General features: G+C 38.9%; 29 protein-coding genes and 3 tRNA genes. 23 read left to right on the forward strand and 9 right to left on the reverse strand.

Annotated elements, in window-relative coordinates; genetic code table 11:
* The first annotated feature begins 37 nt into the window (after positions 1–37).
* The 4 genes from IV67_RS01680 (at position 38) to IV67_RS01695 (ending at position 5,074) form a co-directional block, all read left to right on the forward strand.
* The gene (locus IV67_RS01680) at positions 38–796 is read left to right on the forward strand and encodes a tyrosine-protein phosphatase (RefSeq protein WP_057786491.1); all 759 of its coding nucleotides are present in this window, start codon (positions 38–40) and stop codon (positions 794–796) included.
* 275 nt (positions 797–1,071) lie between these two features.
* Positions 1,072–1,953 carry a phosphate ABC transporter substrate-binding protein gene (locus IV67_RS01685; protein ID WP_057786493.1) on the forward strand — a complete coding sequence of 294 codons (882 nt, stop codon included), beginning with the start codon at positions 1,072–1,074 and terminating at the stop codon, positions 1,951–1,953.
* A 209-nt stretch (positions 1,954–2,162) separates the two neighbouring features.
* Positions 2,163–3,569: a C69 family dipeptidase gene (locus tag IV67_RS01690; RefSeq protein ID WP_057786495.1), complete on the forward strand. Its 1,407-nt coding sequence runs from the start codon at positions 2,163–2,165 to the stop codon at positions 3,567–3,569.
* A gap of 206 nt (positions 3,570–3,775) precedes the next feature.
* On the forward strand, positions 3,776–5,074 hold the full coding sequence (locus tag IV67_RS01695; RefSeq protein ID WP_057786498.1) for a 2-hydroxycarboxylate transporter family protein: 1,299 nt from the start codon (positions 3,776–3,778) through the stop codon (positions 5,072–5,074).
* 504 nt (positions 5,075–5,578) lie between these two features.
* On the opposite strand, the gene IV67_RS01700 is transcribed toward IV67_RS01695, so the two are convergent.
* Positions 5,579–6,778, reverse strand: coding sequence for an ammonium transporter (locus IV67_RS01700; protein ID WP_057786500.1), 1,200 nt, complete (start codon positions 6,776–6,778; stop codon positions 5,579–5,581).
* A 125-nt stretch (positions 6,779–6,903) separates the two neighbouring features.
* Between IV67_RS01700 and IV67_RS01705 the strand changes: the two genes are divergently transcribed.
* The 3 genes from IV67_RS01705 to ndk all read left to right on the forward strand — a co-directional run bounded on the left by IV67_RS01705 (position 6,904) and on the right by ndk (position 8,966).
* The gene (locus IV67_RS01705) at positions 6,904–7,452 is read left to right on the forward strand and encodes an RBBP9/YdeN family alpha/beta hydrolase (protein ID WP_057786501.1); all 549 of its coding nucleotides are present in this window, start codon (positions 6,904–6,906) and stop codon (positions 7,450–7,452) included.
* A gap of 6 nt (positions 7,453–7,458) precedes the next feature.
* Positions 7,459–8,463 carry a YdcF family protein gene (locus IV67_RS01710; protein ID WP_057786503.1) on the forward strand — a complete coding sequence of 335 codons (1,005 nt, stop codon included), beginning with the start codon at positions 7,459–7,461 and terminating at the stop codon, positions 8,461–8,463.
* A gap of 83 nt (positions 8,464–8,546) precedes the next feature.
* Complete coding sequence (gene ndk, locus IV67_RS01715; protein ID WP_057786505.1) at positions 8,547–8,966, forward strand: nucleoside-diphosphate kinase; 420 nt, start codon at positions 8,547–8,549, stop codon at positions 8,964–8,966.
* Between the two features lie 105 nt (positions 8,967–9,071).
* Here ndk and IV67_RS01720 read toward each other — a convergent pair whose 3' ends face one another.
* Positions 9,072–9,479, reverse strand: coding sequence for an Hsp20/alpha crystallin family protein (locus IV67_RS01720; RefSeq protein WP_057786507.1), 408 nt, complete (start codon positions 9,477–9,479; stop codon positions 9,072–9,074).
* A 232-nt stretch (positions 9,480–9,711) separates the two neighbouring features.
* Between IV67_RS01720 and IV67_RS01725 the strand changes: the two genes are divergently transcribed.
* The 6 genes from IV67_RS01725 (at position 9,712) to IV67_RS01750 (ending at position 14,740) form a co-directional block, all read left to right on the forward strand.
* Positions 9,712–10,947 (forward strand): DUF2075 domain-containing protein, encoded by a 1,236-nt coding sequence (locus IV67_RS01725; protein ID WP_057786509.1) that lies wholly within the window; start codon positions 9,712–9,714, stop codon positions 10,945–10,947.
* The gene (locus IV67_RS01730; protein WP_057786511.1) at positions 10,928–12,058 is read left to right on the forward strand and encodes an isochorismate synthase; all 1,131 of its coding nucleotides are present in this window, start codon (positions 10,928–10,930) and stop codon (positions 12,056–12,058) included. The genes IV67_RS01725 and IV67_RS01730 overlap by 20 nt, the downstream gene beginning before the upstream one ends.
* Complete coding sequence (menD, locus tag IV67_RS01735) at positions 12,051–13,718, forward strand: 2-succinyl-5-enolpyruvyl-6-hydroxy-3-cyclohexene-1-carboxylic-acid synthase (protein WP_057786514.1); 1,668 nt, start codon at positions 12,051–12,053, stop codon at positions 13,716–13,718. The genes IV67_RS01730 and menD overlap by 8 nt, the downstream gene beginning before the upstream one ends.
* A complete protein-coding gene (menH, locus tag IV67_RS01740) occupies positions 13,705–14,499 on the forward strand; it encodes a 2-succinyl-6-hydroxy-2,4-cyclohexadiene-1-carboxylate synthase (RefSeq protein ID WP_057786516.1) in 795 nt (264 codons plus the stop codon). The genes menD and menH overlap by 14 nt, the downstream gene beginning before the upstream one ends.
* 66 nt (positions 14,500–14,565) lie before the next feature.
* Positions 14,566–14,638, forward strand: a tRNA-Lys gene (locus IV67_RS01745).
* Between the two features lie 28 nt (positions 14,639–14,666).
* A tRNA-Ile gene (locus tag IV67_RS01750) sits at positions 14,667–14,740 on the forward strand.
* A 213-nt stretch (positions 14,741–14,953) separates the two neighbouring features.
* Here the strand turns inward: IV67_RS01750 and IV67_RS01755 are convergent.
* From IV67_RS01755 to IV67_RS01780, 6 genes are all read right to left on the reverse strand, one after another.
* The gene (locus IV67_RS01755) at positions 14,954–16,039 is read right to left on the reverse strand and encodes a tyrosine-type recombinase/integrase (protein WP_057786518.1); all 1,086 of its coding nucleotides are present in this window, start codon (positions 16,037–16,039) and stop codon (positions 14,954–14,956) included.
* 795 nt (positions 16,040–16,834) lie between these two features.
* Positions 16,835–16,908 (reverse strand) — tRNA-Ile (locus IV67_RS01760).
* Between the two features lie 62 nt (positions 16,909–16,970).
* Entirely contained in the window at positions 16,971–17,528 is a 558-nt protein-coding gene (locus IV67_RS01765; protein WP_057786519.1) for a hypothetical protein, read from the reverse strand.
* Positions 17,529–17,555: 27 nt separating this feature from the next.
* Entirely contained in the window at positions 17,556–17,969 is a 414-nt protein-coding gene (locus IV67_RS01770; protein ID WP_057786521.1) for a peptide-methionine (R)-S-oxide reductase, read from the reverse strand.
* 10 nt (positions 17,970–17,979) lie between these two features.
* Complete coding sequence (locus IV67_RS01775) at positions 17,980–18,333, reverse strand: helix-turn-helix domain-containing protein (RefSeq protein ID WP_057786524.1); 354 nt, start codon at positions 18,331–18,333, stop codon at positions 17,980–17,982.
* Between the two features lie 395 nt (positions 18,334–18,728).
* A complete protein-coding gene (locus IV67_RS01780; protein ID WP_157050267.1) occupies positions 18,729–19,286 on the reverse strand; it encodes a hypothetical protein in 558 nt (185 codons plus the stop codon).
* A gap of 70 nt (positions 19,287–19,356) precedes the next feature.
* Between IV67_RS01780 and IV67_RS01785 the strand changes: the two genes are divergently transcribed.
* The 8 genes from IV67_RS01785 to IV67_RS01820 all read left to right on the forward strand — a co-directional run bounded on the left by IV67_RS01785 (position 19,357) and on the right by IV67_RS01820 (position 21,718).
* Positions 19,357–19,569, forward strand: coding sequence for a helix-turn-helix domain-containing protein (locus IV67_RS01785; RefSeq protein ID WP_057786528.1), 213 nt, complete (start codon positions 19,357–19,359; stop codon positions 19,567–19,569).
* A gap of 2 nt (positions 19,570–19,571) precedes the next feature.
* A complete protein-coding gene (locus tag IV67_RS01790) occupies positions 19,572–20,291 on the forward strand; it encodes a phage antirepressor KilAC domain-containing protein (RefSeq protein ID WP_057786529.1) in 720 nt (239 codons plus the stop codon).
* Between the two features lie 2 nt (positions 20,292–20,293).
* A complete protein-coding gene (locus IV67_RS01795; protein WP_057786531.1) occupies positions 20,294–20,491 on the forward strand; it encodes a hypothetical protein in 198 nt (65 codons plus the stop codon).
* A gap of 127 nt (positions 20,492–20,618) precedes the next feature.
* The gene (locus IV67_RS01800; RefSeq protein WP_057786533.1) at positions 20,619–20,858 is read left to right on the forward strand and encodes a hypothetical protein; all 240 of its coding nucleotides are present in this window, start codon (positions 20,619–20,621) and stop codon (positions 20,856–20,858) included.
* A 9-nt stretch (positions 20,859–20,867) separates the two neighbouring features.
* The gene (locus IV67_RS01805; protein WP_057786535.1) at positions 20,868–21,077 is read left to right on the forward strand and encodes a hypothetical protein; all 210 of its coding nucleotides are present in this window, start codon (positions 20,868–20,870) and stop codon (positions 21,075–21,077) included.
* Positions 21,074–21,286 carry a hypothetical protein gene (locus IV67_RS01810; protein ID WP_057786537.1) on the forward strand — a complete coding sequence of 71 codons (213 nt, stop codon included), beginning with the start codon at positions 21,074–21,076 and terminating at the stop codon, positions 21,284–21,286. The genes IV67_RS01805 and IV67_RS01810 overlap by 4 nt, the downstream gene beginning before the upstream one ends.
* Positions 21,271–21,468, forward strand: a complete 198-nt coding sequence (locus IV67_RS01815; RefSeq protein WP_057786539.1) for a helix-turn-helix domain-containing protein — start codon at positions 21,271–21,273, stop codon at positions 21,466–21,468. Before IV67_RS01810 ends, IV67_RS01815 begins: the two co-directional genes overlap by 16 nt.
* Positions 21,461–21,718, forward strand: a complete 258-nt coding sequence (locus tag IV67_RS01820; protein ID WP_057786541.1) for a helix-turn-helix domain-containing protein — start codon at positions 21,461–21,463, stop codon at positions 21,716–21,718. The genes IV67_RS01815 and IV67_RS01820 overlap by 8 nt, the downstream gene beginning before the upstream one ends.
* A 125-nt stretch (positions 21,719–21,843) precedes the next feature.
* On the opposite strand, the gene IV67_RS01825 is transcribed toward IV67_RS01820, so the two are convergent.
* The gene (locus IV67_RS01825; protein WP_057786543.1) at positions 21,844–22,296 is read right to left on the reverse strand and encodes a hypothetical protein; all 453 of its coding nucleotides are present in this window, start codon (positions 22,294–22,296) and stop codon (positions 21,844–21,846) included.
* 47 nt (positions 22,297–22,343) lie between these two features.
* On the opposite strand from IV67_RS01825, the gene IV67_RS01830 reads away from it, so the two are divergent.
* Together IV67_RS01830 and IV67_RS01835 are read left to right on the forward strand one after the other, a co-directional pair.
* The gene (locus IV67_RS01830) at positions 22,344–22,550 is read left to right on the forward strand and encodes a hypothetical protein (protein ID WP_057786545.1); all 207 of its coding nucleotides are present in this window, start codon (positions 22,344–22,346) and stop codon (positions 22,548–22,550) included.
* Between the two features lies 1 nt (position 22,551).
* The gene (locus IV67_RS01835) at positions 22,552–23,187 is read left to right on the forward strand and encodes an ERF family protein (protein WP_057786547.1); all 636 of its coding nucleotides are present in this window, start codon (positions 22,552–22,554) and stop codon (positions 23,185–23,187) included.
* Positions 23,188–23,189 lie beyond the last annotated feature (2 nt).

Raw genomic sequence — 23,189 nt, forward strand, 5'->3', positions numbered from 1 at the left:
GTTATAATGAAATAAATAGAAGCGGAGGGCGTGAAAGATGGATGAAAAAACATTGGATATTGTAAATTTCCGAGATATTGGTGGATACACTGGTTTAGCAGGAATGCTCAAACCAAATTATTTTTATCGAAGTGCACAACTAACTGATTTGACTGATGCTCAAAAAACAGGATTAGTAGCTGATAAAAAAATTAAGACAATTATTGATTTTCGAACTGATGAAGAAGTTCAAAATACACCAGATTCAGATGTAACGGGTATTGCTTATCGACAAATTGATGTTTTGGGTGCTGGTAGCGGCGCGCCAAGTTTTGATGCCATGTTACAAAATGCAGAAGCAGGGCAAGCTTTTATGCTTGATACATATGCTGAGCTCGTTTTGTCTAAACAAGCGCAACAAGCATACCATGACTTTTTGATGCACTTGATTGAACAACCCGAAGCAATTGTGTTCCATTGTTTTGCGGGTAAAGATCGAACAGGCTATGCGGCTGCCCTAATTTTAAAAATTGCTGGCATTGATAATCACACAATTCTAGAAGACTATTTATTAACAAATGATATGCGTCGTGTGGAAAATGAACGTGCCATTGCTGAAATTCAAACACATGTACATGCCACACCAGAAGACCTTGTCGGCTTGCAAAAATTATTTGAAGTGGATGCAAGTTATTTGAAACAATCAGTGCAAACAATTGAAGCAGCCTTTGGCACATTCGAAAATTATTTACAAAAAGGGTTAGCATTACCGGCTGATTATATCCAACGTTTTCGTGATATTTACTTGGAAGCATAAATAAAGACACCATAAAATGGATTATTTGCAAAAATAATCCATTTTATTTTTTTATAGAAAGTGATTGCAGTAGGGGTTCTGGCGATTGTAAATAAGATGTTTACACGATGCTTACACAAAACCCATGAAACTTACAGCGTTTATACATTGGTTGTCTATAATAGGTTTTGTTGAAAGAGGTTGGGTCTTCTAATACTTGCTACTACAACTAAAAATTATTCAATCACTTTCAACATTAATTATAAGAACATGCAATTTTAAAAGGAGATACTTTCATGAAAAGTACATTGATTAAGACAACTCTTGGTGCTAGCGTTTTGGCTGCAGCCACAATTTTGGGCGGTGCCACAGTTGCACAAGCTGATAGTAAAGTGATGGCTGTTGGTTCTACTGCGATGCAACCATTGGCTCAAGAAGCTGGTGAAAAGTTCACTGAAAAGAACAGCGACATTACTGTTAACGTTCAAGGTGGTGGATCTGGTGCCGGATTGAGCCAAGTTGGTAAGGGGTCAATTGATATTGGAAATTCAGATATCTTTGCTTCACAAAAAAAGGGTGTTGATGCCGACAAGATGAAGGACAACAAAGTTGCCGCAGTTGGAATCGCACCAGTTGTAAACAAAGATGTTGATGTTAAGAATGTCTCTGCTGATGAATTGAAGGATATCTTTACAGGAAAGATTACCAACTGGAAGGAACTAGGCGGTAAGGATGAAAAGATTGTCTTAATCAACCGTGCACAAGGTTCTGGAACTCGTTTTACTTTTGAACAAAATGTTTTGGATGGAAAGTCAGCTAAGTCATCACAAGAACAAGATGATAATGGTGCGGTTCAAAAGATTGTTGGACAAACACCAGGTGCAATTTCATATCTAGCATTTTCATATACACAAGGTAAGAGTGCCGATAAGTTGAAGACACTTAGTGTTGATAATGTTAAGCCAACGGATAAAAACGTTGCCGATAACAAGTGGAAGATCTGGGCTTACGAGCACATGTACACAACAAAGAACCCAAGTAAGGAAACAAAGCAATATATTGAGTTCGTTCAATCAGATGACATGAAGAAGACAACTAAGAAGCTTGGTTACATTCCAATGTCAGATATGAAGGTTGAAAAGGATGACAAGAACAAGGTTACTAAGATTGAAGACTAATTTCTTGTAATAAAAAAAGACCACAATTTATTTTGGTGGTCTTTTTTTGTGGAATTTAATCAAACAAGCATGCAAAATACTTGTATTAAAACGGTATATCACATGGACAAGCTATAAATTTTGGCTTAAATGAGGTGGCGTTTGAGCCCAGCAAGGCGGTTGAAAAAGGTTTATACTGAAACTATCAATAAATAAAGGATGGTACACAGATGACAGATAGAGTGCATGGTTCATGTACGACGGTTTTAGTAGGTAAGAAGGCGTCGTTAGATGGATCAACAATTATTTCACGTAACGATGATGGGCATGAAGCGCTTGATCCTCAAAGATTTACAGTTGTTACCCCCGACGAGCAACCGCGTCACTACAGCTCTGTTTTGAGTCATGTGACTATTGATTTACCAGATGACCCCATGCGTTATACATCAATGCCTAATGCGGTGTTGACCGATGGAATTTGGCCAGCAGCTGGAATTAATGCAGAAAATGTGGCGATGTCGGCAACGGAAACGATCACAACGAATCCACGTATTCAAGCGTTGGACCCATTCATTGATAACGGTATTGGTGAAGAAGATATTGTCACATTGGTGCTTCCTTATATTCATTCTGCCAAAGAAGGGGTGCAACGTTTAGGCATGTTGCTTGAAGACTATGGGACATATGAACCAAATGGGATTGCCTTTGCTGATCAAGATGAAGTTTGGTGGTTAGAAACAATTGGTGGGCATCACTGGGCTGCAGTACGGATTCCCGATGATGCTTATGTGGTCGCAGCAAATCGTATGAGCATTGACGCTTTTGATTTTGATGGGGATGATACATTGTCATCAGCCGATTTGAAAAAATTCATTGATGAAAATCAATTAAATCCAGATTTTGATGGTTATAATTTACGCCATATCTTTGGATCTGCTTCTATCAAGGATACGGTTTATAATAATCCACGTGTTTGGTATGGACAAAAATACTTAACACCAGCCGTTGAACATGAGCCGATGGAACAAGATTTACCATTTATTGCGCATGCCAATCGTAAAATTTCGATTGAAGATGTAAAATTTATTTTAAGTGCGCACTACGAAAATACACAATACGACCCATATGGTAGTGGTAGCGAAAGTGACCGTAAATTATTCCGGTCAATTGGGCTAAATCGAAATCATAATGTGCATATTTTACAAATCCGAAACAATGTCCCTGCTGAAATTGCAGGTATTCATTGGCTTGCCTTCGGCGCTAATACCTTTAATACAGTTGTGCCATTCTATGCAAATGTGACCGATACACCAGCTTCATATCGTGATGCAAGTGCAACGTTTGATCTTAATAATATGTACTGGTTGAGTTGTACGACTGCATTACTTGGTGATACGAATTATGATTTGTATGTCGATTTAAGAAATACCTTTGAGTTACAGGCGATGACGGCATATCGACAAATCCAACATGAAGCAGATGCAGCTGTAGTTGCTGGTGAGCATGTTGAGGATGTCTTAGCTGATGCAAATCAAAAGCTTGCTGATGATTCTGTGGCTCGTCAAACCAAATTATTAGGTGAGATGGTTACCTTGGGCTCAGCAAATATGACTTTACGTTATAACTTGAACGATTAAAATAAATTTAAAACCTGTCGTCAAATTTTTGGCGATAGGTTTTTCTATTTAAAAGCACAACGTCATTTTAAATATTTTAAAAAAATTGTTATTTTGCAACTTTTTTTGAAAAATATAAATAAAGTGCTTGTATTTTGTGAAAAAAATCATATACTTAAGAGTGTAAATAAGAACTTATTTTTAGGAATCGGAAAGGATTTAGTGTCATGGATACGAAATCAATTTTTTCTAAGCTAGAGTCAATCAAGGTTGATGGAATCGGCTTAGTGGCATATGCCTTAATGGCAGTATTGCTAGTTATTGTGGTGAATATGGGTGTATTGCCTAACAACATGTTGGGTGCCATCTTCGTCCTTGTCTTAATGGGAGATATCTTTTATTATTTAGGAGCTAACTTACCAGTATTTAAAACATATCTTGGTGGTGGAGCCGTATTTACAATGTTTGCGGCAGCTATTCTATCATATGTTGGGATTGTTCCAGAAGAATTGGTGAAGACAGCTGGTAACTTTACTAGCAACATGGGCTTCATTGACTTCTTCATTGTTTCATTGATTACGAGCTCAATTTTGGCTATGGATCGTAAGATGTTGCTTCGTGCAGCTGTTCGTTTCATGCCTGTTGCCTTCTTGTCAATGGCTGTATGTTTCTTCGTTGTTGGATTAGCTGGAATGTTGATGGGTAATGGCTTTACACAATCAATTATGTATGTTGCTTTCCCAATCATGGCTGGTGGTGTTGGAGCCGGAATCGTTCCATTGTCATCAATCTATGCTAATGTACTAGGTGGATCAGCCGGTACATACTTGTCACAATTGTTCCCAGCTACAGTGCTTGGAAACGTTGTTGCCATTATTGCTGCTGGTGTTGTTTCAAAGACAATGATTAACAGCAAGTGGAATGGTCACGGACAAATTATGCGTGATCAAGATGAAGATACTTCAGCTAAGAAGAAGGCTTTGGACTTCAGTAACATGAAGCAACTTGGTGTTGGTTTGATTATGGCAATGTCATTCTACATGATTGGACAATTGCTTAATTCATTGATTCCAAGCATCAATAGCTATGCTTTCATTATTTTGTCAGTTATCTTGGTTAAGGCTTTGGGTCTATTGCCAGAATACTATGAAAATTCAGCTGTGTTGTTTGGACAATCAGTTACAAACAACATGACACACGCTTTGTTGGCTGGTGTTGGACTATCATTGTTGAACTTGGATGTTTTGGCAAGCTCATTGAATGTAAAGTTCGTGCTACTTGTTTTGATTAGTGTCGCAACAATTGGTATTGCCGCTGGATTTATCGGATACCTATTTGGTTTGTACCCAATCGAAGCATCTATCACTGCTGGATTCTGTAACAACAGTATGGGTGGTGCCGGAAACGTTGCCGTTCTTGCTGCTTCAGACCGTATGAACTTAATTGGATTTGCGCAAATGGGAAATCGTCTTGGTGGTGCGATTATGTTGGTTATCGCCGGATTCTATATTTCATTCTTCCATTAATGAATGTGCATGAAAAATTGAATTAAAGAAAGTCGGACAAATTTAATTTGTCCGACTTTTTTTGTGGTGATGCTTTAGGCTTCAAAGTTTGATTCTCTGCGTTTAAGCGTATCACGGGGCATATTTGGTCTGAGGTCAGTTGTTAAAGGCTTGAAGCTATTCACACGCTTTTTTAGCTGGTAGTGGACTATCATTGTTGAACTTGGCTGTTTTCGCACGTTTATTGAATATAAGGTTTTGATTAGTGTCACAACAATTGGTGTTGTGGCTGGCTTTAGCGGATATATATTTTGTACAGGTGCCGGAACCTCGCCGTTTTTGTTGCTTCACAGCATATGAACTTAACTTGATTTGCGCAGTAAATAGAAAATCGTCTTGCTGGTGCGATTATGTTGACTATTGCTGAATTCTATATTTCATTCTTCCATTAATGAATGTGCATGAACAATTGAATTAAAAAAAGTCAGACAAATTTAATTTGTCTGACTTTTTTGTAGTGATACTTTAGACTTCAAAGCTTGATTCGCCGTGTTCAATCATATCACGGGTCATGTCTGGCTTGAGGTCGGTTGTTAAAGGCATGAAGCTATTTAATAACTTGGTTAGTAATAGCGTACCGATTGTTGCCCAAAGGATTGTGATTAAAATTCCAGAGAGCTGTGAACCAAGTAGTTGAAAATTACCTTGAAGGACGTTTTGGACGCCTGCTAAATGTTCACTTGCAAATAGACCGGTAAAGATACCACCTAAGATACCACCTAAGCCGTGCGCACCAAATGCATCTAAGGCATCATCGTAGTGAAAGCGTGCTTTTAATGCTGGAATTGCGAAGAAGAGAATGGGTGTACCCAGGATGCTAATCAATAAAGCACTGTTGGTTGTGACTAATCCAGCGCTAGGTGTGATGAGCACTAATCCGACTAAGGCACCGGTTAAGCTACCAAAGAGTGAAATATGTTTGGTTGTGTAGTAATCCAAAATGTTCCAGATTGTAAAGCTGGTTGCGCTGGCTAGGAAAGTGTTTTGCAAGGCGTATAAGGCACCTTCGTTGATGCCTAGTGCTGATCCTGCATTGAATCCAAACCAACCGAACCAAAGTAGTGCCATTCCAATCGCAACAGCTGGTGCACAATGGACTGTTGGTGCTTCAGCATTTTGGCGTTTTCCAATTTTCAATGCTAAAATTAAAGCAGTAATACCAGATGAAATATGGACAACATCACCACCGGCAAAGTCGAGGGCACCGAGGTGTTCGATAAGTCCATTACCCCAAACCATGTGGGCTAGTGGGTAGTAGACGAGTACTAGCCAACCGATGCAGAAAAAGATGAAAAATTTCAAATTGATACGATCAATAACGGCACCTGCGATAATACCTAATGTGATTAAAGGAAACATTCCTTGGAACATGGCAAAGACCGCGTCTGGAATTTGTAGACCCTTGGTACTGGTGGTAAAGGAAACGTCGTTGAATGCGAAATGCTTTAGATTACCAATCAGTGCATGGTCGCCACTAAAGGTTAGGCTATAACCGAAAAGATACCAACACACAATGCCAAAGCCAAGTGGTAACAGTACCATCATCATGGTGTTAATCATACTTCTGTGTGGCGTTAAGCCGCCGTAGAATAGTGCTAGCCCTGCGGGCATAATCCATACAAGTAAGCTGGATAAAATCATAAAAACGATGTCGGTATTGTTCATAACTGGCCTTCTTTCTTTAACTATACCAATGAGTATAATTGTTTAAAAAACATAGTGTGTAAATTTGTAAAAAAAGCTAACATGGCGAAATAATTTAGTCTAAAGGCGCTTATATAGGGGGATTTATGCATTATTATATTGTTCCGGGGTTCGGCGCTGATGAAAATTCAGTTTGGTACCCATGGCTCGACCAATTGCTTAGTGATGACTTAAATGCCGAGGTGACGCGTTTGTCCATGCCATCGCAACAGGCGTTAGACGTCGCTGCTTGGCAACACTTACTTATGACAACCATTAAAACTGATGCGCCTATTTGTTTGATTGGACATAGTTTGGGTTGCTGGTATATTCTGCATTATTTAAGTCAAAATAACTTGAAACAGGTAAATGTTATTTTAGTTGGCGGCTTTGATACAGCAGTAACTGCTTTTCCGGAATTTAAACCGCTTTTAGCTGTGCCGTTGAATTATGAGCAGATTCAGAATACGATTGATCAAGGGCTATTGCTGACGGCAAAAGATGATCCGGTTGTCAATTGGCAGCAGACTTTTGCATTGGCAACGCGCTTGCATTTAGATATATTGATTCAGCAAAATGGTGGTCATTTTCTTGGATGGCGACAACCGTTAATCGGAGAATTGGCCAAGCTATTTTATAAAGATAATGTGAGGTAAAGTGACATGAGTATTTGGCTAGCTTTTGCCACGATTGCTGTGATAGAGCTAATTAATTTGAAATTAGCGCGAATTTGGATTTGGAATGGGGTACTACCATTGCTAACCATTGTGTTATTTTGTATTGGGATGACCCATTTAACAGCCGGACATCCAATTGTGGCATATAGCTGGCTAACAATCCTGGGGATTGGTGTCACTCTAGCTGTTTTATTTGTGTTGTGGGTAGCACGTTCCTTATTGCGTAGTGTTTTACGTACATGGCATGAAAATGGGTATGGGTTAGTTAACAAGACGATAATGGTAATTGTAGTCGGAAGTCTCGGACTGGGCATCATGAGTAGCATGGTTTATGGATTTGGGTATTTATCATGGTTGCGACCAAGTTTAACACTAGGATTGCTTGTTGCTAGTTATTTTGCTTTCTGGTGGTTTGCCTTTGGCATTGGTTTTGTGTTGTATCGACACAGGCAGCAACGTAACTTACCAATTGATTATTTGTTGGTTTTGGGGGCGAAATTAGACCAGGGTCAGGTTGTCTCATCCACACTGCGAACCCGAATTAATACGAGCTTACGGTTTGTACAACAGCATAAAATTGAACCGTTATTTGTTATGTCAGGCGGGCAAGGATCAGATGAACGTCGGCCAGAGGCGGTTGCGATGCGTCAATATGTCGTTGATCAGGGTTATCCTTCCAAAATGATATTGGTTGAGACTGAATCAACCAGTACATGGGAAAATATGGTCAATTCAAAGCGCCTTTTGTTAGAAGAAAAGATTGCCCTTAGGTCAGGTGCGTTTGTGACGAGTGACTATCATCTTTATCGCGCCGCTATGTTGGCCCAAAAAGCAGGGATGCCAACCCAGGGAATTGCCGGACGGACTGATCCAACCTATTTTTGGCAGGCTTACATGCGTGAGTATTTTGCGATTATGTATCATGCAAAGCATTGGCATTTAGTGGGCATAGTGCTATTGCTTTTAATTGGTAGCGCTTTCGTATTTTAGCCAGAAAGAATGGTTGTGACCAATGAATCATAGTATAATGAATGTGTTAATGTCTGATGATAATTAAAAATGGAGGCAACAACATGACACAAGAACGTACATTGATTCTAATTAAGCCAGACGGCGTTGCGCTTGGCCACATTGGCGAAGTGATTACACGAATTGAACGTAAAGGTTATCAAATTCAAGATTTGAAAGTGACACATGCTACGGATGAGCTGTTGGCTCAACACTATGCAGATAAAGTGGATCAGCCATTTTATCCAAAAATGAGTCGTTATATGCAAGAAGGACCGATTGTTGCCATGATTGTAAGTGGTGTTAACGTGGTTCCTGGTTTCAGACGTTTAGCCGGTGCGACAAATCCGGGTGAAGCCGATTTTGGAACAATTCGTGGTGATTTTGGTCGCGAATGGGAAGATGGTGTGCTACGTAATGTCGTGCATAGTTCGGATAGTGAAGAAGCTGCTGAACGCGAAATTGGCATTTGGTTTGGAAAATAAATAAAAATCCCCCAGCTTATTAGAGTGAATCTAGTAAACTGGGGTTTCTTTTATTATAAAAAAGCCTGTTTCCGGAAATAACCGAACAACAGACTTTAATGAAATTTAGTTAATTGAAATTTTGTGATCAGCTTCTTGGACCTTAGGCAAGATAAGTGTAAGCACACCATTTTCAACGTTAGCTTCAATTTCAGCTTCGTCGACACCAGGCAAGTTCAAGCTACGGTGAGCTGAACCTTCAGTACGCTCGCTCAATAACACGTTGTCATCTTTGTCTTCGTGGTCTTCAAAGTGATCATACTTAGCATCGATGTTTAGAACGCCATCGCGATAGTTCAAGCTAATATTGTCTTTGTCGACACCAGGTACATTAACATGAACGGTGTACTTGTCTTCAGACTCAGTCACATCAGCATTCAAAACTGATGGGGCTTGGGCCTCGTTGAACAATCCACGTGATACTTGGTCGATAAAGTGATTCAAATCGTTATATGTCCGTACTTCGATACTCATGATAAATACCTCTCTTTATTTTATTATTGTTATTTTGAGTTGGTAAGTAAGTTTAGGTTTGCTTTTGTTTGCCCTTGCCTTGCTTACATTTATTATGATAGCACCATAAAAAAGAAAAACAAGGGGTTTTTCGAAAAAATTAGCACTTTATCCACTAGAGTGCTAATTTGACGCTTGTGTAGATTGAATAAAGCTGATTACAGCAGGTTTTCGACGGTGTTATAATAAATCTATGGAAAATGAGATAATTAAAAAATTTAATGTTGATAAATTAACCGATGCGCAAGAAGAACAATTAACCCAGATTGAACACTTTATCCAAGCACAATTACGGAAGCCAAATGAAGCGGGTGCGGTGGCAATTATTCGTGGTAAAGCTGGAACTGGGAAAAGTGTTGTTTTAACGGAACTATTTAAACGCCTGCAAACGGGCAGTCGTCAAAATCATTCTGTCTATGCCGGGACTAAAAATGCTTTTACGGTCAATCACCCAGAATTGCTAAAAGTCTATCAGGAATTGGCCAGTCAAGAGCCGATGTTACGCAAGAAAGATTATTTAAGGCCAACTAGTTTAATCAATCAAGCGCATAAACAACATGAAAAATATGATGTGATTGTGGTAGATGAAGGACATTTGCTATTGTCTAAATCTGAACCTTATATTAAATTCATGCAAGACAATCAATTAAGTGAGCTTATTAAAATTGCAAAAGTTGTAGTCGTTGTTTTTGACCTAGAACAGGTGATGCAATCAAAGGCATTTTGGAATCAGGCTTTAATCGATGAAGTCACCCATACTGCGGTGACAAAAACGTTTGATTTAGATTTACAATATCGGGTGCAAGCGAATCCGGCTGTGTTGGATTGGTTAGCGGATTTGAGTGTTGGTACAATCAAACCAATACCAGCTGATTTAGGCAGCTATGATTTAAGAATCTATGACCGGGCAAGCGATATGTATGCTGCAATTAAGCAGCGCAATCAAGAAGTGGGCTTGTCACGCATGATTGCGACAAGTGGTTTTAAACGCTTACCAAATGGTGATCATCATGTATACATGGACGATTTTAGTTTGCCATGGGATGAATATGATGCACAAAAGACACCGTGGGGGGAGCGGCCGGAATCAATTAATGAAGTCGGTTCAATCTATACCATGCAAGGATTCGACTTAAACTATGCGGGTGTGATTTTGGGGCCGCCATTTGTTTATGATGAAGCGACGCGCCAGATGGTTATTGATACAGAAAAAGTGACCCATCGAGAAATTTATAAGAAGTCGCCACATTTAACAACTGAGCAAGAGATTGCGAACATGCAGCAAGCGGTCATGTATCACGCTGCTAGTATTTTGTTGACACGTGGTATCAAAGGATTGTATTTAACGGTTGCGGATGACAACTTACGAGCGGTTTTAGTTGCGTTACAAGAAGATTGGAGTCGAGAACATGCAAAAATGGATGAATGAATTTAATCAGCAAGCAGATGCTGTATATTTTGCATCAGCTGATAAAAAAACACGGCTGGTTGGCTTTGGTCGTCAATCGGAATTGATGGATTGGGAAAATCCGGATATGCTCAATCAATGGGTCGCAGCACAAAGCGGGCCGATTTTTGGTGGATTCAATTTTAACTCCAAACAAACACTTGTTGGGATTATGGGTGGCTACTTTGTGGCGCCGAAGACGGTCATTGATTTAACCCAAAACACAGAATGGCAAAGTGAAGTTGAACGGACCAATGTGTTACGACGGCTTGTTCAAATGAGGCAGGAAGACGACTGGGTGACGCGGATGACGCCGGTGCTAGCGACATTACAAAATGATCCTACCAAAGAAAAAGTGGTGTTAGGCATGCAAACGCATTTGGCATTGGATGGGCCACTAGCTTTGGATGTCATTTTAGATGATTTAGAACAGCAACAACCGCATAGCTACCATATGGTTATTAAGCGCGAGCAGGAAGTCTTTGTTTCAGCAACGCCAGAACGGATTGTGCGGATGCAAGGGGCGCAATTTGAAACGGCCGCAGTGGCAGGATCAATCAGACGTGGTGCGACCGAAGCGGAGGATGCCGCATTGGCAGATGATTTGTGGCGAGACAAGAAAAATCGACATGAGCATGATATTGTGGTCCAAACGATTGCTGAACGCCTGCAAGATATGCATGATTTAACATATGCCGCAGTACCAGAAATTTTGAAGACACCCCAAATTCAACATTTATATACGCCAATTACAGGTCGTTTGGACGCAACGATGACGGTGCTCGATTTGGTACAACGTTTGCATCCAACACCAGCTTTGGGGGGGATGCCACAAGCCTGGGCGCAAGCTGTTATTGCCGAAGATGAAGCTGAACCACGTGGTTTATTTGCAGCACCAATTGGTTATCAATATCCGGATGGTAGTGGTGAATTCGTGGTCGGCATTCGGTCCATGTATGCCAATACCAAGGCGTTAACATTGTTTGCGGGTGCAGGAATTTTACCTGATTCTGATTTAGCGCAAGAGGCAGCCGAAATTCAATTAAAGATGACACCAATGCGCACACTGATTAAAGGACAAACTCATGAATGAACAATTAACTGAAAATATTAAAGCTTTAATAGAAAGTTTATATCAACAAGGTGTGCGGCATGTGGTTGTATCGCCTGGATCACGAACAACGCCCGTCGCTTTACTCTTGGCTGAATTTGTGACCCATCAAGTGGCTGACATGCACTTACATATTGCTGTTGATGAACGTTCAGCCGGATTTTTGGGCTTAGGGATTGCGAAAACTAAAAACGAGCCAGTTGTTTTATTGGCAACATCTGGGACAGCAACGGTTAACTATGCACCAGCAATGGCCGAAGCATCAAGTTCACACGTGCCCTTAATTGCACTAACAACTGACCGACCGGAAGAATTACAGGCGATTGGGGCACCCCAAACCTTGCATCAAACCAACTTATATGGTGACCAAACTAAAGCTGATGTGACAATCAGTGTGCAAAGCACAACGCCAGATACTTTTGCGTATATTGTGTATAAGACACAACATTTAGTACATTTGGCAACGACGGCGCCAGCAGGACCGATTCAAATCAATTTGCCATTACGCAAGCCGTTGATGCCAGACTTAGGTCAAGCATGGCCAGAAGTGACCCCGATTGTCTTTGCGGCAACCAACGCAAGCGTGCAGCTTGATGACGAATGGTTACAAGGTCCCGTGATATTCTTAGCAGGACCACAAGAAGGTGCGAACTATTCTGAACAATTAAGTCAAGTTGCACAACGCCATCATATCCCAGTAATAGCTGATGTTTTGAGCCAAACACGACCAGGTTTGACTGCAATTGTGGGAATTGATGCGCTGATAAGTGCTGGGACGATTGCGGACTTGCCAATGCCAAAATTGGTTGTTCGTTTTGGTGGGACGCCGGTCTCGGCAAAAGTCTTAGCATGGCTAAAAGAGCATCAGATTCAAGTTGTTCAAGTTGGCACCGCATTTAGTGGACGTGACCATACCCGTTATACGGATGTTGTTGTTGAAACAGAAGCGCCGATATTTTTAAATGCGTTTGATCAGCTTGATTTTAAAAATAATGCGGAATTTAGCCAAGCTTGGCAAGACACTCAAAAAGATGTCGCGCGTGTTATCGCCAATGTGACTGACTTTAACGACTTACAAGTTGTGCAGGCAATGACGCAATTACCAGCGGATACTAATTTATTTATTGCCAATTCAATGCCAATTCGTGATTATGACAATTATTGGCAAGCACAAAATGCGGTCCATGTCTGGGCTAACCGTGGTGCTAATGGTATTGATGGCACGATTTCTAGTGCCGTTGGGATGGCGCTTGACCATGAAAATAATTGGTTGGCCATCGGTGATTTGGCTTTTTATCATGATATGAATGGGTTAATGTTGGCAAAACAGGAAAAAATTAATTTAACAATTCTAGTCACGAATAATGATGGTGGTGGTATTTTTTCATTCTTACCACAAGCGGCGGCAGATGAATATTTCGAATTGTTATTTGGGACGGGACAAGGGCTTTCGATTGCTAAGGTGGCCGAGTTGTATAATGCAAAATATACATTAGCAACCAGCCAACAGGCATTGGTTGAACTGGTTAAAGCACCTAGTCAAGGTTTGCACTTGATTGAAGTTCAAACGCAACGTCAAACGAATTATGAGACCCATCAAACAGTATTGAAGGAATTGGGAGCATTGCATGGAAACGATTGAAATTGATGGTTATCCCTATATGTACGAAAAAACAGGTGCGGGTGCACCTGTTTGGGTTTTTCTGCATGGCTTTTTAGGCAGTCATGCCGATTTTGCTGAAATTGCACCGCAGGGCACAATCATTCGTCTTGATTTATTAGGTTTTGGGAGTGATAAGCCGACGGTTGATCCGGCCATGCGTTTTGCTAGTTCGCAGCAAGTTGCAGAATTACAGCGTGTGTTACGACAGTTGACCAATGAGCCAATCCGTTTAGTCGGTTATTCAATGGGCGCCCGCTTAGCATTAGCATATGCATTGACCTATCCTGAAAATCTTGAGATGCTCGTATTAGAGAGTGGGACACCTGGCTTAGCTGAAGCCGCAGCACGCACAGACCGACAAAAGGCAGATCAACTAAAAGCCGAGCATGTGGGTGAAGTGGGCATGGAAGCATTCATTGATGAATGGGAGCAAATGCCGCTCTTTAAGAGTCAAGCACACGTGTCGCAAGCACAACAAACATTTATGCATCAACAACGCGTTCAGCAAAATGTGGAAAACGTACAGGCTTCACTAAACTATTTTGGTACAGGTCAAATGCCCAACTTCTGGCCAGCTTTAGCTGATATTCAGTTACCAACTATTTTAATCAATGGTGCAACTGATCAGAAATTTTTGGGCATATCCGATCAAATGGAAACGCGTTTGACCAATGGTCGCAGATTTGTGATTTCGGATGCAGGCCATAATGTTCATTTCGAAGCACCACAAGCCTTCGAAGCGCTGTTAAATCAGTTGTAATTGTTGCTATACAAATCTGAAATCTTTTTGTATAATTGAAATTGGTCTTTTTATAAAGATGGGTTTGTCTCCGTAGCTCAGTTGGTAGAGCAAGGGACTTTTAATCCTTGGGTCCACGGTTCGAGTCCGTGCGGGGACATGATTTAATCGTTTGATTAAATTGGTCCGTTCCTTTAGCTCAGTTGGTTAGAGCAGACGGCTCATAACCGTCCGGTCGTCGGTTCGAGTCCGACAGGGAACATTTTGGTCATTTTGACTAAATTGCTATAAACTGCTGTTTTGCCTGGTATAAAAGGCTTTACAGCAGTTTTTTGTATTTATAATTACGCTTTTTGTCTGTCATTTTCTGTCAAATTCTGCCATTTTCTGTTTCATTTGGACCACAATTTGGACCCGATTTGGACCATCATTTGGACCGAAATTCGGACTTTTTTTCTGGTGAATATGAATCATATTATTCTAATTTTTTGAGAAGATTGACGGATTTTTGTGATTCTGTTTCACGCTTATTTTGCAAAAGGTGGGTGTACACTTCTAACGTAATTGTTACCGATGAATGACCAAGGCGTTCAGATACATACTGTGTGTCCACACCTTGTGATAACAACCAACTTGCGTGAGTGTGACGTAATCCGTGGAAAGAAATTTGTTTAGGAGAATTAATTTCTCGTAAGATTTCATGTAGTCGTTTATTAGGTGCAGCAGATGTTACGGGCGTTTTTCCATTTTTAGAGAATATAAAAGAGTGTTTATTACTGCTTTTTCCCCAATCCATTAGCTCATTTGTAAATTGAACAGGGACGTCAACTATTCTATTGGATGTTTTTGTTTTAGTTTCTTTTATTTTTTTCTCGAATTGTTCCCAAGCTTTATTTATTGAAATAAGTCCGGGCTTTATATCCGATAACGTCAATGCAGCAATTTCTTGATAACGAGCTCCTGTATATAAGCCCGTGAGAATCATTTCATCACTGATGGTTCTTTCGGCAATAGGAATCGATTGAATTAATTGAATAACGTCTGCCATTTGTTTGGTTTCTAGAAATTTGAGATCTTTTGACTTGCCATCCTTTCCAGTAATAACGACTCCTTGCGTTGCGTCACGATATATCAGTCCATCATAAATTGCATTTTGTAAAGAAGAACGAATATACATTCTTACTTTTTGATTGGTTGAATAGGCGTTCTTTGTTCCAAGTTGATTGAAAAAATCTTGTAGAATTGGCCTGCTTAATTTTTCTAATGTTACGTTGGGCAAGTATTCGACCAACAATCTATGGGTATGACGGTACCATTTAAGGGAAGCTTCAGTAATGTCAGTTTTATATAATTTATACCAAGCTTCAAAATAGTTTGAAAATAATTGATCTGCACCAATTGATAATCCGCTTGTATTTTTTAATGATTCTTGTTCAATTGCCCAAGCTTTAGCTGCTGATTTTGTCTTGAATCCACTTTTAGTTTTTCTCCTATAATTATCGCCATCTCTAATGCTTACTCTTACTTTGTATGTTGACCCAACTTTAGATATTGATGCCATGTTAATTTAAACCTAACCTCTCGTTTTAAAAATTGAGTAGTTTAAAGACATACCCAGGTCGTATATTGACGTGAAGTTAGTACAAACAAGTAATATATAATGTTTTTGTTTTATTGTCTTTATAAGTATTTACACTTGGTTGTATTGCCAAATAGAGAAGAGTGAAGCTAGTAGAAATAAAACAAATAAAAGTGTAAACAACCATTTAAATGAAGAATGTACATACCATGCTATAACTGCAGATGGTAGACATAAAAGTATAGTAATACATATATTGGCGATGATAAGAAATAGTAATGTTAGGTCAGGACTTAAAAGTGTCAATCAGTTGTGCTCCTTTGAGTAAATGTGTATATAAAAGTTTTTTTATTTTGCAATTATTAATCTACTTGTGATACAATTTAAGTACAAAATCTTTCAATAGGGAAACCTCTTGATTTCAAACCATTTAGGAGTGATTGCCTAAATGGTTTTTATTTTGTACTTATTCATGTATACTCTTATTTGGCATCACAATCACATAAGATGCTAGATGGGAGGTTTTCCTATCATGGAAGGTTTTGTACTTGCTGCATTTACAGCTATATTGTCATTGATCGTATCGGTTTTAACGCCGTTCATCATTGACGCAATTAAACGTTACTTACGTAAGTAGTGTTTTGCTCCACTTCGGTGGGGCTTTTTATTCACAAATTTTTATGGATATGCTAATATTCACTTATGGACTTCGAGTCCGCATACTGGAACTTAGATTCCGTGGCCACTAACTTTGATTAGTGGCTTTTTAATTTGTAATGAATCATGTTGGACTCGAACCAACGACCGGACGGTTATGAGCCGTCTGCTCTAACCAACTGAGCTAATGATTCAGGGAAGCTTTTATAGTCTTCACGGTTGGACTATGTATGCCACCTTAGGGTGCTTTTTTAATTTAGTCGTAGTAAGGAATAGATTTTTCTAACATAGCGTTACTGTCTGCATCATATTCATCATTCCATTCTTTCATATAGTCATCTCGAGAATCTTTTTGATCGCTTGGTGAGGTTTTTCCACCCATTTGTTTAAAGGACATTTGGTTATAAGTAGTACGACCAAGATGACCATTACTAGCTGGTGAAGATGTTCCTTCTTGCCAAGCAGAGCCTGTGGGAGCGGTCCTACTTAGGCGCTTTGTTCCATCCGCAAATACTAAAACATAGTTGTATCCATCATCAACGGGTTCTTTAGATTCCTGAGATGAGACAGGCACATTGTTATCTTGAGAAGATGAATCTTTCTCTGATGATGAGACTTTGGACGACGAATCAGATGATACCTGTGAACTTGAGCTAGCTGATTGAGAAGAGTTTGAGATAGAAATACCTATGAAAAAAACTGCTGCGAGAGCTATAATACCAGCAAATACGGTTAGTAGAATTAGTAGTCCGTTTTTTGATTTTGTTGAGTTATTATTAGAACGAGTTTTGTTATTATTATTCAAAATATTCACACTTTCCGCCACCTTCGGGTGGCTTTTTTATTTGCGATCTTCCATTAGTTCAATAACGAGATAGTCTAAGGAAGATGGTATCTCGTATATATCAATGACATCTTTCCAATTGTCTCGTCCGTTATTGGAAAAATGGTGGTCTAGATATGCATTAATTGCAAATTCATTTGCTGCTCGTTCTGCGTTATCAGATCCATCATATTCATTAAAAGGGCGTATGGCAAAGGGGAACTTAGATCTATTTTTGCCATGACCTAGTTCATGTATGCAAGCAAATCCAATATATCCGTGGACTTTATGATAGCTGCTATTTATGACGGCTTTATTTTTAATTGGGTCATAAAAACTAGGTGTTTCAGATGATAATTTTTCAGAAATAAATAATTCTGTATCAGATTCTCTATAAAGGTCTCTAATGAGTTCAAGATACCAGTCTTCCATAGGCAGGCCTCTAATCTTCTTCGCCGGTTTCCAGAATACGATAGATGATTCTTAAATCCTCTTCTGGAATAGGTTTACCGTTGAAACGAAGTAATCCTCGTTTCTTGAAGTAATCATTTAAATCAACACCGTCAACATCTGGATCACCAGTCAATTGCTTAGGGTGCATCTCATCAGTATTACCTAATAGGTAGTCTACTGATACACCTAGGACATTAGCGACAGAATTCAAAGATACATCGCTCGGTGTAGTGTTCTTCCAGTTGTAAATAGCATTTTGACTTAATCCAGCCTTTTTGGCGGTTTCTTGTAGGCTGTAGCCTCTTGATTTTGCGGTTTCTTTTGTTCGATCAAATATAGTCATGTGGGCGATTCTCCATTTTCAAAGAGAAAAAAATTACAATCATTGTGATTAAGCGTTGACTATTTTTACAACGGTTGTTATTATTAACTCATCAAGTAATTAAGCAATAAAAAACAAACCACTATCACAAGTAACTTTGGCGAGTGAACAATTGATAGCAGTGCTTTTATTGGCTTATTTCGTATGCACTTATTTTACAATAGTTGTAAAAATCAGTCAACAACTTGATAAAAAATATACAGAAAGGAGAAAATATATGTCTTATATTTCAAATCCATGGCTGTTTTTATACGGTCTCTTCCTGTCCATGTGGATGCTATTAATCATGCTTGGTACATGGGCTTATTGCGTTTATAAGAAGGATTATGAACTATTCTGGGGCACAGCAAAGGGATTTAGTCTTTATATACTGTTAGGCCAAGTTCTGACTTGTATTGGGCTATTTTTGAAACTATGAACTTGTAGTGAGTCCATGACTCACTTTCGACAGTATGGCTATCGTCAATATAAGTCGAGAGAGTTCGTCGAGCATCCAGAAGATATTGAGATTCATCTTCTCCTAGGAACAGAAGAATCCTAGATTCCGCTTCTGTAAGAGCATAAAACGAGGCTGATGAACGATCCTCGTAATATGCATTTAGCTTTTCAAGATATGTTGTCAAATCTTTGAACATCAGCTCTCTATTTTGTTTAGCAATACTAAAAGATTCATGTAATTTGCTCGTCTGGTTTTTATAATCATGATTGATTTTCAGTTCATCAAGTTCTTGTTGGTGACGGAGCTTTAGAGATTCTATTTCTTGAGTATTCTGTATTTTCTGTTGTTCTGCATCGTGTTTGTTAGTCTCTTGATGCTGTTTGAAAGAAAAATAGACAGTCAAGGAAGCAGGAATAGCGGTGCATAAACCGGAAATTAATGTAGATGCTAGAAGTACCCAAATATCAACACTCATCATCATTTACCTCATTTTTTATTAATTATCTAAATTATAGCAAAAATAAACATAGGAAGGAGGTGAGACTATGACTGCATTGGAAAAGGAAGCACAAAATGTATATATCGATTTTAAAACTGCAATGTTGCGTTCGGGATTTAAGCAAAAGGAAGTAGCAGAAATGTTAGGTACATCTCAAGCTCAAGTATCACGGGCAATTAAAGGTGGTGCGGATCCAAAAAGTATTGAGCTTCGTAATAAGATGACAAAAATTTTAAATATGCAAACACAGGAGGCATAACAATGGATAACGAATTAATTAACATTCAAACGAATGAACAAGGCGAACAACGAGTTAGTGCTCGAGAGTTACACAAGGCACTTGGTATTAAGGAAAGGTTTAGCCTTTGGTTTGGCAGATATGAAGATATGTTTGTTGCCGGAAGTGATTTTACAAGTGTAGGTTTGCCTACGGTTGTTAATAATGGTGCTACACGAATGCTTGATGACTATTCGCTTTCAGTCGATATGGCCAAGCACATCTCAATGATGACCAAGACTGAACGTGGTAATCAAATTCGAGACTACTTCATTCAAATAGAAAAGCAATGGAACTCACCAGAACTGATGATGGCACGTTCATTACAGTATGCGAACAACAAGCTCATCGGATACGAAAGTAAGATTGCTGAACTCACACCAAAAGCTGAGTTGCACGATAAGTTCATTGCAACTGGCGAGGCAATTGGCGTACGTGAGGCGTCAGCTGAAATGGGAATTAAGCAAAACGAGCTAGTAGATGTACTGCTCAACCATAAGTATATCTATCGACAACAAGGACGTAACGGAAAGTTACAACCGTATAAGAAATATGTACCTAAGTTGTTTACTTTGAAGAGTGGCGGTGTTGGTGAAAATGGTATTGAGTACACACCACGAATGCGAATTACACCATACGGACGAGAATATTTTTATAAGAAGTTTGTTAACCCAGAACAAACAGAATTAGAGATGGAGGAATAGAGATGGATAAGACAAAACGTGATACGAATGTAGCCATGTATCAAAATCAAAAAGCAGCTAAACGAGAAGATGAAGCTTCGATTGATGAAGAATTGATGGAAGATCAAGAATTGCGAGAAATCACATTGGCTATTGTTAACTTGATAGACAAAAATGCTGCCAGTTATGCAAAAAAAAGAAAGAGCACTCAAATTGGCTAATGAGTTGCTCTTTACAAAATTAGTAACTAGTCGTGCTGGCTAGTACTATCTTTAGCGATATTTTCCAGTTCTTTACGCCAATCGATGCTCAGCAAACACATTATAAAACAATAAATGAGGTATAGAAATGAAATTAACAGCAAAGCAAGCGCGTAGTGCATATGTTCAAGGATTAGAACGGTTTGACCCTATCGTTGAAGAGAAGATTAAAAATGTTATGCATACTCAAGACCACATCACATTTTCATATGATGGAGAGGTTGAAGAGCATGGTTGTACAGAGTATGTAGAGTCACATAAGACCGACATTGAAGAGCTGAAGTACGAGGTAGGCACCAATAATGATGGTGTGACGATTAAGTGGTAGGGATAGTTTATGGAAAAAGAAGTTAAAATGCCGTCTCGCGATGAAGAGTGGATTTCAGGACCTCAGGTTTGTTTAATACTAAATATTAATAAAGACACTCTTAATAGCAAAGTTCGTGTAGATCCTAATTTTGTAAAGATGGGTGTTGAAATTGACCTGGTACAAGGAAAGTTCTCACAATATCTGGTTAGAAAATATGCACGGAGGGAATACAAATGACAGGACCTTTAATAGTAACGATAACTTTTATTTTGGCAGCAGTTGGCCTAGGGACAATAATTACCGACCTTTCTTATTACAAGCCATTCCGTAAGCCATTACATGTAATGGGTTATTTAATCTTATGGGGGTTACTTGGAAGAGACTATGCAGAAGAAGTTGCAGTAAGTAAAGAATGGAAGGAGCAAACGAAATGGTTAGCAGATTAAGACAACTAAGGCTAGATGTGGGCGAAACTATCATATACGTTAGCAAGCAATTAAAAATAGACCCTAATACTCTATCTAGATATGAACTAGGCAAACGACAGCCTGATAAAGAAGCATGGATTAAACTCGCTAATTATTATGATGTGTCACTCGACTATTTGATGGGAAGAACAGATGAATAGACTAAAAGAATTACGAGAGTCTCAAAATTTATCACAGACAGAATTAGCTTCAAAATTAGGATTAGTAATTAATTCATACAGCAATTATGAACGTAATGAAAGAACGCCGAATTATAAAGTGTTATGGGAGATTGCTGATTTTTATGGGACTAGCATTGATTATATTGTTGGTCGAACTGATGAAAAATACGTAAATAAAAAAGCGAACTCTGCTGCAACAGAGAACGCTTCGGGAGTAAATAGGTTATGAAGAAATTTACTCCTAAACTATAACACGAAGAAATGAGGGCAGGCAAATGGAACCAATAAAAAATTTTTTCGAATTAGTAAGTCTTGTTATAAAGACAGCCTTTATTAAAGAGGTGTTTCCTTATACTATCTGGTTCTTAGTGACAGCCATTCTGATGGTGTTAAATCTATCTCATTAACCTTGTTTTTGAATTTTTTTCGATTTGTTTGAGTAATGATTTTAGTTATTTCAACATTCTTAGGGAGTTTTATCTCAATGAAAAGTAAATCATTATGCCAAGGAAGAAAGTTTTTAAACGGTAAGTCAGAGTACAAATTTTCAACATCTGTCATTTTTGTAAAAGGAACATTATATATTTTTCCATCTGAACACATTATTGAAATGGCAAGAATTGAAATAGGTTGGGGAGAATAATTTGAATAAGAAATAACTAATTTGGAAATGTGTTCAGCATTTTTCATTTTATATTGAAACAATGAAATGACCTTTAAATCTGGGATATATTCAACAATTTTTAATGCAACAGTTATGGCTGAAAAGACAAAAGCAAATATAGATAAAATATTAAAAACCGACATTATAAGTACCTCGTTTTATGAAGAGTATAGCAAAAAGGAGTGATTAAATGAAAGATGAAGTACCAGATGCACGCATTGATCCACCAGATGATGATGAACCTGTAGGCTTTGATTTTGAAGACACCGAGATTTACTCAGGTCAATATGTATGGATTGATGTAGACGGAAATTATATTGATGAGGAATTGGTTACTCCATATTTTGAAAGATATTTACGATTTATGGGTGCCAAGGTCATTGAACTAGGAGATTAATATGCAACGAAATATACGATTAGATCCAACTCCAGAATTGAATGAAGCATTAGCAAAATTTCAAGATGAGTTAACACAGCCAACCAAAAACCATAAAGGGCACTTTGGAAACTATGCTGATTTATCAGACATTACTAAATCTATTAAGAAAATTGCTCCTAAACATGGATTGAGCTATCAACAAGAAATTATCACAGACATTGATGCAAACGGAAAGCGAATGAGTCAGGTTATTACTTATATTCGCCATACATCAGGAGAAGTAATTGCCTTAGAGGGGTTACCTGTTGACATTGGAACAACACCGCAACAAATGTTGGCCAACAATACGTATGCCCGTCGTGGAAGCTTAGCTACAGCATTTGGAGTGGTTGCCGATGAAGATGATGATGGGGAGCAAATAACGGCAGTTAAGCAAGAACAGCTGAAGCAAGACGAGGTTAGAAAAGCCATCATTGCCCGTCTGAAAGAAAAATTGAAAAAGGTACCAAAAGCGAAAATTGATCAAGTATTTGCAACTGCGGGATTAGATACACATGCTAACACTGATAATGGATTAAACAAATTGTCTGCGAACACTGCTTCTCTTTTAGCAGGGGCAGCCATTTATAGCATTAATGATGCTGGGCTAGAGTAATG

The sequence above is a fragment of the Weissella minor genome (assembly GCF_001437425.1).
In the GTDB taxonomy this organism is placed as follows: domain Bacteria; phylum Bacillota; class Bacilli; order Lactobacillales; family Lactobacillaceae; genus Weissella; species Weissella minor.